The organism is Nocardioides yefusunii, from assembly GCF_004014875.1.
GTDB lineage: Bacteria > Actinomycetota > Actinomycetes > Propionibacteriales > Nocardioidaceae > Nocardioides > Nocardioides yefusunii.
The window spans coordinates 918,304-932,929 of the sequence record NZ_CP034929.1 but is presented as its reverse complement, the minus strand read 5'-3'; the positions used below and the strand labels follow the sequence as shown (position 1 = coordinate 932,929).

Sequence of the window (14,626 nt, the reverse complement as noted above, 5' to 3'; positions counted from 1 at the left end):
CGGTGAAACTCCCTCTCTCCCCCGCTCGCGGGGCCCGGCGCGGCCTGGTCGCGCTCGCGGCCGGCGCGCTGCTCGTCGGGGGCCTGAGCACCGCGGTCGTCGCGCAGATGCAGGCGTCCGACCCTGACCCGGTCACGGGCTGCACCACCAACACCACGTTGGTGTGCTCCACCCCGTTGATCACCGCTGTCGCGACGCCCGCCCCGGGCGAGACCACGCAGCGCCCGCGCGGCGACCAGAGCTTCTCCGGCACCCTCCCCTCGGGGAGCACCGGTTGGTTCACCTGGCCTGCCCCGCAGGCCGGTCAGACCCTTCTGGTCCCCGGTCAGAGCACCGGCCAGGCGGCCACGTCGGTCCAGGTGCGCGCCCTGCCCGCAGGCGTGCTCCTGGCCGACGCCAAGGAGTCCGACCTTGTCGCTGTCGACGTCACGACGTCGACCGGCGGGGCCGGCTCGGCCGCGGCCGCTTCCTTCACCGCCCAGAAGGACGTCGTCTACGTCTTCAGCGTGGCCGCAGCCGCGAAGGACGGCGCCTCGAGCGCCTTCGTCTACACGATCTGGCAGACCTCCCCGGGCGGCCCGGCCAACGACCACGTGGCCTCGGCCGTCTCCCTGGACCAGGTCGTCACCCGCACCGGTGACTCCGCCGACGCCGCTCTCGGCGAGGGCTCCTTGGCGGGTGCCACGCTGGAGGACGGCGAGGACACCGGTCACGGCAGCAGCTCGGTCTGGTACGCGTGGACCGTTCCCAACAAGGGCGCCGAACTGGCCGTGACCGGCACCGGCGGAGTGAAGCTCACCGGCTACGCGATGGCCGAGAAGCAGCCCGACGTCGACCCCGACGCCACCACCGCGCCGTTCCCGCGTCTGGAACGGGTCGGCGCCCCCGGTGCGTCCACGACCCTGTCCGGCCCGGCCGGTTCGAGCGTCCTGCTGCGCGTCTCCGGTTCCCAGCAGTCGTTCACCCTCACCGCCACCCGCACCGGATTCAAGGAGCGCGACCTCACCGCCCCCGTCGTCACCTGTGACCAGCCGAAGGGCTGGGCCCGCAAGGCATCGGTGACGTGCACCGCCACCGACACCGGTTCCGGTGTCGAGAAGGCCAAGGGCCTCACCCTCTCCGAGGACGGGACCCGCGCCGAGTTCACCCTCGCGGTCGAGACCATCGACGGCATCGTCACCACCAACGCCACCAGCGCGCAGCGTTCGGTCTGCGACCAGGACGGCAACTGCACCACCGCCGGCCCGGTCGGCGGGATCATGATCGACACCGTTCCCCCGGTCGTCGCCTGCGCCCCGGTGCCCACCACGTGGCAGAACACGACGTCGGTCCAGGTGGAGTGCACTGCCGCCGACGGCACCGACGAGAACCCGGGCAGTGGTCTCGCCTCGGCCGAGGACGCCTCGTTCACCCTCAGCACGCGGGCCATGACCGCGGGCAAGCAGAGCGACAGCGTGCCGTTCGAGCCGCGTGGCAAGAGCACCAAGAACGCGCCGCTGGGTCAGGTCTGCGACGCGGTCGACAACTGTGCCGCGATCGTCGTCCCCACCGCGGACGCCACCGAGGCGGGCAAGCCCGCGACCGCCAAACTCGACCTGACCGCCCCCGAGGTCACCTGCGAGCAGCCCCGCACCCGGGGCTGGGTCGCAGCGAACGCCATCGTCGAGTGCACCGCCACCGACACCGGTTCGGGCATCGCCGAGGGTTCGGCGAGCGAGTTCCAGCTCACCACGCTGGTCGGTGAGGGTTCGGTGGACGCCGACGCCTCCACCAACTCCGTGGCAGTCTGCGACCTCACCGGCAACTGCACCACCGCCGGTCCCTTCACCGGCTTCAAGGTGGACCGCAGCGCCCCGACCGTCTCCTGCGACGTCCCCGCCGCCGGTTCGTGGCTCAAGGGTGCTCGCCACGACGTGTCCTGCACCGTCGTCGACGCCGGTTCCGGTCTCGACGGCAAGTCCGAGCAGAAGGTCACCGTGGCCACCTCTGTCCCGGCCGGCACCGAGTCGTTCGACCTCGACGTGAAGATGCCGAAGCTGTGCGACACCGTCGGCAACTGTGCCCAGGCGCCGAACGTCAGCGGGTTCGGTCTCGACGACCGCGCCCCCGACGTGACCTGTGGGCAGACGCCCCAGACCTGGACCAACACCGACGTCGTCGTGGAGTGCGTCTCCGACCCCGGTGCCGGGTCCGAGTTGGTCGAGGCGAAGACGGCTGACTTCACCCTCACCGCCTCACTCGAGGACGGCAAGAGCAGCGACAAGGTCGCCTTCTCCACCCACGCCGACGTGTGTGACGCAGCCGGCAACTGCACCCCGGTCCCGGCACCCGCTCCGGCGAAGATCGACCGTGTCGTTCCCGCCGTCTCCTGCGAGATGCCGAGCGATGCCGCACGCGAGGCCGGTTTCGCTGCCGAGGTCGTCGTCGCCTGCACCTCGACCGACGCCGACTCCGGTCTGGCCAGCCCGGCCACCGCGTCGTTCACCCTCGCCACCTCGGTGGGTGCGGGCAAGAAGGCCGACGACGCCGCGCTCTCCACCGTCGTCGTCAACGACGCCGCGGGCAACACCTTCCTCGCCGGCAACGTCACCGACTTCGGCACCTTCTCGGTGAACCGCTCCACCACCCCGGCCGCCCCGCGCTGGGTCGAGGTGCCGTCGAAGGTGACGGTCCTCGACGCCCGCGCCACCGGCAGCGAAGGCGGCATCAGCGTGCCGTTCCAGCTCCCGCGTGCCGACTCCACCGTTTCGGTGGTGACGGGGTGCTCCCCCGACGCGACCGGCGTGTTCCCGACCGGCGAGACGATCGTCTCCTGCTCGGCCCGGGACGGCGCCGAGCAGACGATCGACACCCAGTTCGTCCTGGACGTGAAGGCTGCTCCGTCTCTGGCCGTGAGCAAGAAGCTCAGCACCGGTGGCACCGTCCCGGTCCGCGCCTCCGGCTTCTCCGGCCCGGTGGCCGTGGAGTTCGACGGCGTGGCGCTCACCAGCCTGACGCCTGAGGCTGGTCAGGTCTCCGACGACGTCGCGGTTCCCGCCGACGCTGTCGTGGGTGAGCACACCGTGGTCCTACGTGGACGTGGCGCCGACGCCCAGCCGCGCCTGGTCGTGATGCCGATCGTCCTGGAGGGTGGCACCGTCCCGACTCCGACTCCGGACCCCACCCCGACTCCGGACCCCACCCCCACCGTCGATCCGACCCCCACCGTGGACCCGACCCCCACCGTGGACCCGACGCCCACCGTCGATCCGACGCCCACGGTGGACCCGACGCCCACCACCCCGGTGACGCCGACCAACCCGACCGCGACGAGCACTCCGTCGACGCCGGCCAAGCCGAAGCCGATCCCGACGAAGGTCGTCATCCGCCACCTGACCGTCCACGACTCCGTGTCGCGTCGTTCTGACCGGACCTCGCCGTACACCTTCACCCACAAGGTGCGCACGAGCGGGATCGACCGGTGCGTCGGCACCGCGAAGACCTCGGTCGCGATGAAGACGACCAAGAAGGTCAAGGAGAAGGTGAAGGGCAGGACCGTCACGAAGAAGGTCACCGTCTGGAAGACCTTCACCTCGAAGACTGCCAAGGTCTCGAGCTGCAAGATCGACGCGAAGGTCTCCTTCACCAAGAAGCAGATGCCCAAGCACAAGGGTCGCCAGACCGTGCGCATCCGCACCGCCTACACCGACGTCTCCGGTTTCCGGATCGTCCGCGAGGAGAAGGTCAAGGTCGGTTGATCCACTGACCCGGACACTCCACCACCCGGCCCCCGCCTCACCAGCTCCACGAGGCGGGGGCCGGGTGTTTCCGGAGCATCCTCTCCGGCCCCGCACCCCACCGTTCTGGGTCGTCTCCCAAGCCCCGGGCGGACCCGAACCGGTGGGGTCCGCAGCCAGTGCGTCCTTCGGACGCGCAGAAGCCCGGCCCCCTCACGGGGACCGGGCTTCTGTTGACTCGCTCTCAGGCGCGCAGGATCAGAGCTGCGACTGGACGCCGGCGAGGAGCTGGCGGGCCATGACGATGCGCTGGACCTGGTTGGTGCCCTCGTAGATCTGGGTGATCTTGGCGTCGCGCATCATGCGCTCGACCGGGTAGTCGCGGGTGAAGCCGTAGCCACCGAGCACCTGGACGGCGTTGGTGGTGACCTCCATCGCGACGTCGGAGGCGAAGCACTTGGCTGCGGCACCGAAGAAGGTGAGGTCGGAGTCGCCGCGCTCGGAGCGGGCGGCAGCGGCGTAGGTCATCTGGCGCGCGGCCTCGACCTTCATGCCCATCTCGGCCAGCAGGAACTGCAGGCCCTGGAACTCCGCGATGGACTTGTTGAACTGCTTGCGCTCCTTGGCGTACTCGAGCGCGTAGTCGAGCGCACCCTGGGCGACACCGACGGCCTGGGCGGCGATGGTGACGCGGGTGTGGTCGAGGGTCTTCATGGCGGTCGCGAAACCGGTGCCCTCCTCGCCGATCATGCGGTCGGCGGGGATGCGGACGTTGTCGAAGTAGACCTCGCGGGTCGGGGAACCCTTGATGCCGAGCTTCTTCTCCGGGGCACCGAACGAGACGCCCTCGTCGGACTTCTCGACGACGAACGCCGAGATGCCGCCGCGGGTCTTCTTCTCCGGGTCGGTGACGGCCATGACCGTGTAGTACTCCGACTCACCGGCGTTGGTGATCCAACGCTTGACGCCGTTGAGCACCCAGAAATCGCCGTCCTTGACCGCGCGGGTGGTCATGCCACCGGCGTCGGAGCCCGCCTCGGGCTCGGAGAGGCAGTAGGAGAAGCCGCCCTTGCCCTGCGCGAGCAGCGGCAGGTACTTGGCCTTGAGCTCCTCGGAACCGGACAGCATGACCGGGAGGGAGCCGAGCTTGTTGACGGCCGGGATCAGCGAGGAGGAGACGCACGCACGCGAGATCTCCTCGATCACGAGGACGGTGGCCAACGCGTCAGCGCCGGCGCCGCCGTACTGCTCAGGAACGTGGGGGGCGTGGAAGTCAGAGGCGAGCAGAGCCTCGGCGGCCTCGTGCGGGTAGCGGGCCTCCTCGTCGACGACTGCCGCGAAGGGAGCGATCTTGGCGTCGGTGAGGTCGCGGACGGCCTCGCGGATCGCCTTGTGCTCCTCGGAGAGCTGGTACAGGTCGAAGTCAGGGTTGCTCATGCGCTTCTCTCTGGGTGGTGCGGAACGGTGTGACAGAGCATACGGTACTCAATACCGAATTGCACGGTACTGAGTACCGCTGCGGTGGTGTGCGGGCAGGACGATCACCCCGCAAGGCCCCTGACACCGTGAGGACCGAGGGGTACATTCACGTCCATGAGCGTCTTCCCGTGGCACGACCAGGCCGACATCGACTTTATGCTCGACGAGACCGAGACGTGGGCCGTCGTCGGCCTCAAGGACGACCCCACGCGCACCGCCTACTCGATCGCGGCGACGCTGCAGTCCAAGGGCAAGCGGATCGTCCCGGTCCACCCCAGCGCCGAGACCGTGCTGGGCGAGCAGGGCTACGCGACCCTGGCCGACATCCCGTTCCCGGTCGACGTCGTCGACGTCTTCGTCTCCACCGCCAACGCCGGACCGGTGGCCGACCAGGCCGTCGAGATCGGCGCCAAGGGCGTCTGGTTCCAGCTCGGCGTCCTCAACCAGGACGCCTACCTGCGCACCAAGGAGAAGGGCCTGGCCATGATCATGGACACCTGCCCGGCGATCGAGTGGGGCAAGCGCCGATGAGGCGTGGGTGACCCAGCCGAGGAACCGCAGGACCAACCGTGGCGTCGCTCTCATGGGCGGCGGCCTCGTCCTCGGCATCGGACTGGCTGCGCTGGTCAGCACCTGCACCGGGTCCGACGCGGCCCGCTCGGTCGCCGCTGACGCATCCTTCGCCGACCAGTGCGACTCCGTCCCCGACGGCGCACACCGCCTGACGGTCACCGCCGGAGACGGCGCGCGTCTGGGCGGAGCAGTCGGCCGCGCATCTTCCGAACAGACTGGAAGCCCGGTGGTGGTGCTGCGCCACGGCGCCTCGCACACGCTCTGCGACTGGCTCGACAGGTCCGCGGCGATCTCTCAGGAGACCGGCGCCGACGTCGTGCTCCTGGACCGTCGCAGTCAGGGCTCCTCCCCCGGCGACGCCGACCTCTCCCGCGACCCGTCCGACGCACTGAGCGCCCTCGACGCAGCCACGCAGGCAGATCTGGTGGATCCTGCCACGGCCGTCGTCGTGATGGGTTCGTCGATGGGCAACGCCTCCGCCTTCACGCTGGCCGCGCAACTCCCCCGGCCCGCGTGCGTGGTCGTCGGGGTCTCCCCCGTCCCCGTGACGGGCCCACTGGACGGTGTCGCCACCCTGGCCTCGTCCGGCCCCCGCTCCCCCGAGCGCGTCCACCTGACCTGGGCCACCGACGACGGCAAAGTACCCGCCCACGTCGCCACCCTGCGCCGTGCCGCCGACAGCGCTGGCGTCACGGTCACCACCACCGAGGTCGACGGGGACGCGCACGCCCGAGCCGTCCTCGACCAACACGAGGACGCCCAGCGCTCCGTCGTCGAGGCGATCTCCGCCTGCTCCTGACACGACGACGCCCGGCCTCCCTGACGGGAGACCGGGCGTCGCAGGTGGTTCAGCGCGGAATCAGAAACCGAGCTTCGGACGCGGGTTCGACGCGGCCTCACGGACCTTCTCGCCCTTCGCGGTGGCGGCGTCACGCAGCGACACCTGGAAGTCCAGCATCTTCTGGGTCAGCTCGGCGTCACCGACGGCAAGGATGCGGGCCGCGAGCAGACCGGCGTTGCGGGCGTTGCCGATCGAGACCGTCGCGACCGGGACTCCGGCCGGCATCTGCACGATCGAGAGCAGGGAGTCCATGCCGTCGAGGTACTTCAGCGGCACCGGGACGCCGATCACCGGGAGCGGCGTCAGGGACGCGAGCATGCCGGGCAGGTGGGCAGCGCCACCGGCACCGGCGATGATGACCTCGATGCCACGGGCGTGGGCCTCGCGACCGTAGGCCACCATCTCCTCGGGCATGCGGTGCGCGGAGACGACGTCGGCCTCGTAAGCGATGCCGAACTCCTTGAGCGCCTCCGCGGCAGCCATCATCGTGGGCCAGTCGGAGTCGGAGCCCATGACGATGCCGACGCGGGGAGCGCCGGCGGGGGTGGTCACAACGTTCTCGGACACGGTGTTCTCTTCTCGGTCAGTGCGGGGAGCAGGCGGGGAGGTCGTGGACGGACGTCACTCGGAGTGGTCGCCGAGGTCGCCGCGGAACCAAGCCACGGCGTGACGGGCGCGCTCGAGGCAGTCGTCGAGGTCGTCGCCGAAGACGTTGACGTGGCCGACCTTGCGGCCCGGACGCCACTCCTTGCCGTACAGGTGGACCTTGAGGTGCGGATCGCGGGCCATGACGTGCGGGAACCCGTCGTAGAGACGACCGGCGTCGTTCGGACCGCCGAGGATGTTGCCCATGACGCTCCAGCGGGCGCGCGGTGCCGGGGAACCCAGCGGCAGGTCCATGACCGCACGCAGGTGGTTCTCGAACTGGCTGGTCTCGGCACCGTCCTGGGTCCAGTGACCGGTGTTGTGGGGACGCATCGCGAGCTCGTTGACCAGCACCCGACCGTCGTTGGTCTCGAAGAGTTCGACGGCGAGGATGCCGGTGACACCGAGCTCGCCGGCGACCTTGAGGGCGATCTGCTGGGCGTGCGCGGAGAGCTCGTCGGAGAGGTCCGGCGCGGGGGCGATGACCTCGGAGCAGACACCGTCGACCTGACGCGACTCCGCGATCGGGTAGGCGGCGGCCTGGCCGGAAGGGGAACGGGCGACGAGGGCGGAGAGCTCACGACGGAAGTCGACGAGCTCCTCGGCCAGCACCTCGACACCGGCGGCTGCGGCGGCGTCGAAGGCCTCCTGGGCCTGGGAGATCTCACGGACCATCCAGACGCCCTTGCCGTCGTACCCACCACGGGTGGTCTTGAGGACGCACGGCAGACCGAACTCCTCGACCTGCTCAGGCGTGGTGACCAGCGCGTTGCGCGGGCACGGGACGCCGATCTCGGTGAGCTTGGCACGCATCAGGCCCTTGTCCTGGGCGTACACGAGCGCGTCCGGGCCGGGACGCACGGCGATGCCGTCCGCGACCAGGGCGTGCAGGTGCTCGGTGGGCACGTGCTCGTGGTCGAAGGTGACGACGTCGCAGCCGGTCGTGACGGCACGGAGGTCGTCGAGACTGAGGTGGTTGCCCACCTGCTGGTCGACGATCACCTGGGCAGCGGAGACACCTTCGGCCTCGGCGAGGAGACGCAGCGGAAGCCCGAGGGCAATGGCAGGCTGAGCCATCATCCGGGCGAGCTGACCGCCTCCGATGACAGCAAGAGTGGGAGCGAGCGGCACAGGGAGAACCCTAGCCGCCCACCTCGAGGCGCAGACCACGGCCACGGACGGTGGTGATCAGCGACGGCCCGGCAGGGTCGTCACCGAGTTTGCGACGCACCCATCCGAGGTGGACGTCGATCGTCTTCGTCGACGTCCAGAACCCCACGCCCCAGACCTCCCGCATCAGCTCGTCACGCCGCACCAACTGCCCCGGCCGACGCGCGAGAGCGAGCAACAGGTCGAACTCCATGCGCGAGAGGCGCACCTCGCTGCCGGCACGCCACACACGGCGGCCAGTCGGGTCGAGCACGACGTCCTGGACCTCGATCACGCATCCCCCTCCCGTGGAGATCACGAGAGTGATGGTGGCGTGGATCACATCGCGCGTCGAGCATGACCAGACCAGACCCGCAGACCCCACCGTTTCGGGTCGTGAATCAGCCCGATTCACGACCCGAAACGGTGGGGTTCGACGAAACGGGTCAGCGCCTGCTGACTGCGAGCGGCTCCACGATGCCGAAGCCACGCACCGGACGGGCCGGGAGACGGCGGGTGATGAAGATGCTCGGCAAGAGGTCGGCCGTGGCCTGGTCGATGATGATCCGGTTGCGGCGCGCGACCGCAGTCAGGCGCGCTGCCATGTTCACCGGCGGACCGAAGACGTCACCCATACGGGTGACCACCGAACCGGACGCGATGCCGACCCGGACGTCAGGCAGGCGCGGGTCCCGACCGATGACGCGGATGATGCCCTCGCCGATCTCGATCGCGGTCTGGGCGCGGTCGGAGACGAAGAGGACGGCGTCACCAATGGACTTGATGACGCGGCCACCGAGGTTGGAGACGACGTCGTAGCAACGCGCCTCGAAGACCTCCACCAAGTTGCCGATGCCGTCCTGGTCGAGGGTGTTGCTCAGTGCCGTGAACGAGACGATGTCGGCGAACCCGACGCTGACGTGGGTGGCGTGCAGGTCTTCCTCGGCCTCACCGAGTGCCTCCATCCGGCCCACCGCAGCGGCCAGGTGACGGCGCCAGGCGTAGACGAGGAGCTGCTCGAACGCAGGGTTGACCTTGCTCAGCACCTCGGCGGCGGAGTCCATACGGCTGCCGTCGGCGGCCTTCGCGAGCTCCTCGACGCGGTCGAGCAGCGTCGCAACCTCCCAGTCGGCCAGCTTCGACATCGTCTGGCCCAGAGCACGGATCAGCGCGACCGCGGTGTCGAAACCGATCGCGCCGGAATCGACGGTGGAGAAGACGTCCCCGACCGCCGCGACGTCGTGGGGAGTGAAGATGACGTCCTGATCGACCTCGGCGAAACCGAGTGCACGCCACAGACGGCGGATCGCGTCAGTGCTGACACCGGCACCCTCCGCGACCTCGGCGGCGGTCATGTCAGGGGTGGCTCCGAGGATCTGGCGCTCCAGCTCCTCACGGCTGGTCCGACGCTCAGGCACCGTCATCACCTCGTCCACGCTGGTCGGCGAAGCCGCCCATGCGGTGCAGTTCCTCGGCCACCAGCAGGTGCACGGCCTCCACGTCGGGGATGTCGTGGACACGCTCGGCGCCACCCACGGAGGCGTCGGTGACGACCAGAGTTCCGCAGCCGAAGAGGCGGTCGGTCAGATCGATCTCGAAGTCGATTCCGCTGATCCGGTTGAGCGGAATGCTGCGCCCCTCGGTCGCGATGAAACCGGTGCGGGTGATGAAGCGACGGTTGGTGAACGTGTAGGTGGTGGTCAGCCACGCCACGAACGGTCGCAGCACCCACCAGACGAACGCGACCAGGAAGACGACGCCGACGACGCCGTTGGTCACAGTGCCGGTCGTGCCGTCAGGGGAGAACACGAGCGCGGCCACTGCGACAGCGATCAGCAGGACCAGGATCAGCACCGGCCGAAAGAGGGCCTTGACGTGCGTACGCGTCGAGACGAGGACGGTCTCGCCCTGATTCAGGTACTTCGCAGGAATCGCCACTCCCCGATCCTCTCATCCGGCACCGCCCGGTGTGTCGTACGGCACGCCCGCGGAGACACGACGTGGGTGTGACCCCGCCCTCAGCGCCTCCGCGCGGGCGTGCGGAGGCGCCGTGCGGCGGCCCGGCGGTACGGCTCAGGAAGCCGGACGGACGTGCACGACGTCACCGGCGTGCGCGGTGAACGTGCCCTCGCCGGTGCTCATCACCAGGGCGCCGTGGGTGTCGATGTCGAGGACCTCGCCACGCACGGTCTCGCCACCGGGCAGGTGCACGTCGACGACCTGTCCGATCGTCGAGCAGGTGTCGGCGTAGACGGCCCGCAGCACCTCGGCGTCCTCCAGCAGCGGCAGCAGCGCCCGGATCGACCCGAGCACCTGCTCCAGTACCTGGTTACGGTCGAAGGACTCACCGATCTCGGCGAGCAACGACGTCGCGGTCGGCACGGGGAGCTCGGCGCGGGTCTGGTTGACGTTGATGCCGATCCCGATCACCGCCGCCGGACCCTCGGGCGTCTCGACCCGCTCGACGAGGATGCCGCAGAGCTTGCGGCCCTCGTACAGGACGTCGTTGGGCCACTTCAGGGTCACCTCGGGGAGTCGGTCGGCCAATGCCGCCTGGACCGCGACACCGGCCAGGAGCGGGATCAGCGTCCAGTTCGGGGTGGGGATCGAGGGACGCAGCAGGATCGAGAACGTCACCGCTCCCCCGCGCGGCACCTCCCACGCTCGGTCGAGTCGCCCCCGGCCCGAGGTCTGGTGCTCGGCGGCGATCACCAGCCCCTCCGGCTCACCCGCCTTGGCGCGGGCCACGACGTCGGCGTTCGTGGACGGGGTCTCGTCGACCACCTCCACACGCAGGGGGTGGGGCATCTCGAGGAAGTGGTCGGGATCGAGGGCTGGGCGCGGTGCAGGGACTTCTTCCATAACCATTAGATTGCTCTATGGCGTCCGCGAAATCACGCGCGGCCCGCCCGGAGGTCGACGGCGTCGCCCCCGGGATCCCCACTTGCAGCACAGCCGAGGAGAACTACCGGTGAGCGCCGAGAAGACCGAACAGCCCGAGATCGACATCCACACCACCGCGGGCAAGCTTGCTGACCTGGACCGCCGCATCGACGAGGCCGTCCACGCCGGCTCCGCCAAGGCCGTGGAGAAGCAGCACGCAAAGGGTCGCCTGACCGCCCGCGAGCGCATTGCCCTGCTGTTCGACGAGGGCACCTTCGTCGAGATCGACGAGCTGGCCCGCCACCGCTCCATCGCCTTCGGCCTGGAGAAGAACCGCCCGTACGGCGACGGCGTCGTCACCGGTTACGGCACCGTCAACGGCCGTCAGGTCTGCGCCTTCTCCCAGGACTTCACCGTCTTCGGTGGCTCCCTGGGCGAGGTCTACGGCGAGAAGATCACCAAGATCATGGACCTCGCGGTCAAGACCGGTTCCCCGCTGGTCGGCATCAACGAGGGCGCCGGCGCCCGTATCCAGGAGGGCGTCGTCTCCCTGGGTCTGTACGGCGAGATCTTCAAGCGCAACGTGCACGCCTCGGGCGTCATCCCGCAGATCTCGATGATCATGGGCAACTGCGCCGGTGGTCACGTCTACTCCCCCGCGGTCACCGACTTCACCGTGATGGTCGACGGCACCTCGGGCATGTTCATCACCGGCCCCGACGTCATCAAGACCGTCACCGGCGAGGACGTCACCATGGAGGACCTCGGTGGTGCGCGCACGCACAACACCAAGTCGGGCAACGCCCACTACATGGCTTCCGACGAAGAGGACGCCTTCGAGTACGTCAAGGCCCTGCTGAGCTACCTGCCGCAGAACAACCTCGACGCGCTGCCGACCTACGACGAGGCCTCCGACCTGGAGTTCACCGACCTCGACCGTACGCTCGACACGATCATCCCGGACTCCCCGAACCAGCCGTACGACATGAAGGACGTCATCGCGGCCGTCGTGGACGACGAGGACTTCCTCGAGGTCCAGGAGCTGTTCGCGCCGAACATCATCGTCGGCTTCGGTCGCGTCGAGGGTTCGCCGGTCGGCGTCGTCGCCAACCAGCCGATGCAGTTCGCCGGTTGCCTCGACATCGACGCCTCCGAGAAGGCTGCTCGCTTCGTCCGCTTCTGCGACGCGTTCAACATCCCGGTCCTCACCTTCGTCGACGTCCCGGGCTTCCTGCCGGGCACCGACCAGGAGTGGGACGGCATCATCCGCCGTGGCGCCAAGCTGATCTACGCCTACGCCGAGGCCACCGTTCCGCTGGTCACCGTCATCACCCGTAAGGCCTACGGCGGCGCGTACGACGTGATGGCGTCCAAGCACCTCGGTGCCGACATGAACATCGCGTGGCCCACCGCCCAGATCGCCGTCATGGGTGCTCAGGGTGCGGCCAACATCATCCACCGCCGCACGCTCGCTGCCGTCGAGGCAGAGGGTGGCGACGTGGAGGCCAAGCGTGCCGAGTTGATCGACGAGTACGAGCGCACCCTCGCGAACCCGTACATCGCCGCTGAGCGTGGCTACGTCGACGCCGTCATCCCGCCGCACGAGACCCGCGCCGAGATCGTTCGTGCGCTGCGCCTGCTCAAGACCAAGCGCGCCTCGCTGCCGGCCAAGAAGCACGGCAACATCCCGCTGTGATCGGGGGATGACCGCCATGACCGAAGAGAACGCGGCCTCCACCGAGGCAGTTGTCGACAAGGCCCCTGCTGCCCCCGTGCTGCAGGTGGTCACCCCCGACGCCACCCCCCAGGAGATCGCGGCCCTCGTGGCCATCTTCTCCGCGATGGGCGGCGCCGAGGCTCCGAAGCCGAAGGCACGTTCGGAGTGGGCCAACCCGGCCCGCGCCGTGCGTCCCTCGCTCTCCAGCGGCTTCGGCGGCTGGCGCGCCAGCGGCCTGCCCCGCTGAAGCAGCACTGCTGAACCGGCTCTGCTGAACCGGCTCTGCCGGAACTGATCGAAGGCGGTCGTCCCCACCGGGACGGCCGCCTTCGGCGTTCGCACGGAGCCGGGAGGCGGGTTCCTCACCGGCTGCCCCAGCGTGTGTGTGACACCCGCACACCAGTTGATGGACTTCCCTCCCCCGTCGGGGCGGAACACCTAGGCTCGTCGACCGTGGGGATCACTACTGAGACGACCGATCGCGACCGTTACGGCATCCTCGAGGAGAAGCTCCTGACGGGGGCCACGGTGATCACCGCGGTCCGCACCATCGCATCTCTGGTCCTGGTCGGGATCGCCGCCCAGCGTGAGGACCTCACGTGGTTGGTCGCAGGACTCGTCGTGTACTGGATCGGCGACATGGCCGACGGTGCGTGGGCCCGGTGGCGCAACTGCGAGACCCGGATCGGTGCCGTCATCGACATCCTCTGCGACCGTGCCAACTGCGCAGGCTTCTACGTCGGCCTGGCGTGGATCATGCCTGAGGTCGGCCCTGCGGTGTGGGTCTACCTGTTCAACTTCATGGTGATCGACTGCTTCCTCTCGATCGCGTTCCTGGCCTGGCCGGTGCGCAGCCCGAACTACTTCCACGTCATCGACGAGCGCATCTACCGCTGGAACTGGTCGAAGCCGGCGAAGGCCGTCAACAGTGCCCTGTTCGCGGTGCTGCTGCTGGTGACCGGCTGGATGTGGGTCGGTCTGGTGATCGCGCTGGCCCTCACCGTGTTGAAACTGGTCTCGTTGAAGTGGCTCGTCCAGTTGGGACTGCCCACTCCGACCGACTGGGACGCGCACCTCACGGCGGCGTCGACCGCCCAGTCCGGCACAACGCACCCTCACCCCGCCTGATGGGCGTCCTGCTGAGCCTTCTCCTCAGCGCCTTCGCCTCAGCGTTGATCCCGGTGATCAACATCGAGGCGATCCTGGTCGTCGCTGACGCGAAGACCGACGTCCCGATGTTCGCACTCGCCCTGGCCGCAGGCGTGGGACAGATGGCCGGCAAGTGGCTCTGGTACTGGGGCGGCACCAACGTCGAGCGCGCCTCGTGGGTCCGCACGTACATGGAGAAGCCGAAGGCGCAGGCGTCCTTGGCGAAGTGGCAGGAACGCGCCGAGGGCCGGCCGGTCTTCACCGGCGGCCTGCTGTTCCTCTCCGCGTGGGGAGGCATCCCCCCGTACGCCGTGTTGTCGGTCCTGGCCGGCGTGATCAAGGTGCGCCTGTGGGTGTTCCTCGTGACCGGGCTGGCCGGACGCACCCTGCGTTTCTGGACCGTCCTGGGGGGCGTCGAACTGATCCGCAGCTGGTTCTGAGCCCGTCGGGGGAGGTTCGGGAGAGCCCCTGCGG

At 69.2% G+C, this 14,626-nt stretch carries 14 protein-coding genes; 7 read left to right on the top strand and 7 right to left on the bottom strand.

Annotated elements, in window-relative coordinates:
• The first annotated feature begins 2 nt into the window (after positions 1-2).
• Positions 3-3,737 carry a hypothetical protein gene (locus EOV43_RS15540; RefSeq protein WP_128219822.1) on the top strand — a complete coding sequence of 1,245 codons (3,735 nt, stop codon included), beginning with the start codon at positions 3-5 and terminating at the stop codon, positions 3,735-3,737.
• Positions 3,738-3,974: 237 nt separating this feature from the next.
• On the opposite strand, the gene EOV43_RS04200 is transcribed toward EOV43_RS15540, so the two are convergent.
• On the bottom strand, positions 3,975-5,153 hold the full coding sequence (locus tag EOV43_RS04200) for an acyl-CoA dehydrogenase family protein (RefSeq protein WP_128219821.1): 1,179 nt from the start codon (positions 5,151-5,153) through the stop codon (positions 3,975-3,977).
• Between the two features lie 156 nt (positions 5,154-5,309).
• Here EOV43_RS04200 and EOV43_RS04195 point away from each other — a divergent pair, with 156 nt between their 5' ends.
• A complete protein-coding gene (locus tag EOV43_RS04195; RefSeq protein ID WP_206611391.1) occupies positions 5,310-5,726 on the top strand; it encodes a CoA-binding protein in 417 nt (138 codons plus the stop codon).
• Positions 5,727-5,733: 7 nt separating this feature from the next.
• The gene (locus tag EOV43_RS04190) at positions 5,734-6,567 is read left to right on the top strand and encodes a serine aminopeptidase domain-containing protein (protein ID WP_128219820.1); all 834 of its coding nucleotides are present in this window, start codon (positions 5,734-5,736) and stop codon (positions 6,565-6,567) included.
• A gap of 60 nt (positions 6,568-6,627) precedes the next feature.
• Here EOV43_RS04190 and purE read toward each other — a convergent pair whose 3' ends face one another.
• The 6 genes from purE to EOV43_RS04160 all read right to left on the bottom strand — a co-directional run bounded on the left by purE (position 6,628) and on the right by EOV43_RS04160 (position 11,265).
• Positions 6,628-7,176, bottom strand: a complete 549-nt coding sequence (gene purE / locus EOV43_RS04185; protein ID WP_277745788.1) for a 5-(carboxyamino)imidazole ribonucleotide mutase — start codon at positions 7,174-7,176, stop codon at positions 6,628-6,630.
• A gap of 54 nt (positions 7,177-7,230) precedes the next feature.
• On the bottom strand, positions 7,231-8,385 hold the full coding sequence (locus tag EOV43_RS04180; protein WP_128219819.1) for a 5-(carboxyamino)imidazole ribonucleotide synthase: 1,155 nt from the start codon (positions 8,383-8,385) through the stop codon (positions 7,231-7,233).
• A gap of 10 nt (positions 8,386-8,395) precedes the next feature.
• Positions 8,396-8,722 carry a winged helix-turn-helix domain-containing protein gene (locus tag EOV43_RS04175; protein WP_239022225.1) on the bottom strand — a complete coding sequence of 109 codons (327 nt, stop codon included), beginning with the start codon at positions 8,720-8,722 and terminating at the stop codon, positions 8,396-8,398.
• Between the two features lie 127 nt (positions 8,723-8,849).
• The gene (locus EOV43_RS04170) at positions 8,850-9,827 is read right to left on the bottom strand and encodes an adenylate/guanylate cyclase domain-containing protein (protein ID WP_128219818.1); all 978 of its coding nucleotides are present in this window, start codon (positions 9,825-9,827) and stop codon (positions 8,850-8,852) included.
• A complete protein-coding gene (locus EOV43_RS04165; protein ID WP_128219817.1) occupies positions 9,814-10,341 on the bottom strand; it encodes a PH domain-containing protein in 528 nt (175 codons plus the stop codon). Before EOV43_RS04165 ends, EOV43_RS04170 begins: the two co-directional genes overlap by 14 nt.
• A 135-nt stretch (positions 10,342-10,476) precedes the next feature.
• Positions 10,477-11,265 (bottom strand): biotin--[acetyl-CoA-carboxylase] ligase, encoded by a 789-nt coding sequence (locus EOV43_RS04160; protein WP_164878715.1) that lies wholly within the window; start codon positions 11,263-11,265, stop codon positions 10,477-10,479.
• Positions 11,266-11,374: 109 nt separating this feature from the next.
• On the opposite strand from EOV43_RS04160, the gene EOV43_RS04155 reads away from it, so the two are divergent.
• From EOV43_RS04155 to EOV43_RS04140, 4 genes are all read left to right on the top strand, one after another.
• The gene (locus EOV43_RS04155) at positions 11,375-12,982 is read left to right on the top strand and encodes an acyl-CoA carboxylase subunit beta (RefSeq protein WP_128219815.1); all 1,608 of its coding nucleotides are present in this window, start codon (positions 11,375-11,377) and stop codon (positions 12,980-12,982) included.
• Positions 12,983-12,998: 16 nt separating this feature from the next.
• Entirely contained in the window at positions 12,999-13,250 is a 252-nt protein-coding gene (locus tag EOV43_RS04150) for an acyl-CoA carboxylase subunit epsilon (RefSeq protein ID WP_128219814.1), read from the top strand.
• Positions 13,251-13,456: 206 nt separating this feature from the next.
• Positions 13,457-14,131, top strand: a complete 675-nt coding sequence (locus EOV43_RS04145) for a CDP-alcohol phosphatidyltransferase family protein (protein WP_128219813.1) — start codon at positions 13,457-13,459, stop codon at positions 14,129-14,131.
• Positions 14,131-14,592 (top strand): hypothetical protein, encoded by a 462-nt coding sequence (locus EOV43_RS04140; protein ID WP_128219812.1) that lies wholly within the window; start codon positions 14,131-14,133, stop codon positions 14,590-14,592. The genes EOV43_RS04145 and EOV43_RS04140 overlap by 1 nt, the downstream gene beginning before the upstream one ends.
• Positions 14,593-14,626 lie beyond the last annotated feature (34 nt).

Coding starts and splice junctions, on each gene's coding strand:
- EOV43_RS04150 (WP_128219814.1), top strand. CDS start 12,999: ATGACCGAAGAGAACGCGGCCTCCACCGAGGCAGTTGTCGACAAGGCC.
- EOV43_RS04170 (WP_128219818.1), bottom strand. CDS start 9,827: ATGACGGTGCCTGAGCGTCGGACCAGCCGTGAGGAGCTGGAGCGCCAG.
- EOV43_RS04140 (WP_128219812.1), top strand. CDS start 14,131: ATGGGCGTCCTGCTGAGCCTTCTCCTCAGCGCCTTCGCCTCAGCGTTG.
- EOV43_RS04195 (WP_206611391.1), top strand. CDS start 5,310: ATGAGCGTCTTCCCGTGGCACGACCAGGCCGACATCGACTTTATGCTC.
- EOV43_RS04160 (WP_164878715.1), bottom strand. CDS start 11,265: ATGGAAGAAGTCCCTGCACCGCGCCCAGCCCTCGATCCCGACCACTTC.
- EOV43_RS04200 (WP_128219821.1), bottom strand. CDS start 5,153: ATGAGCAACCCTGACTTCGACCTGTACCAGCTCTCCGAGGAGCACAAG.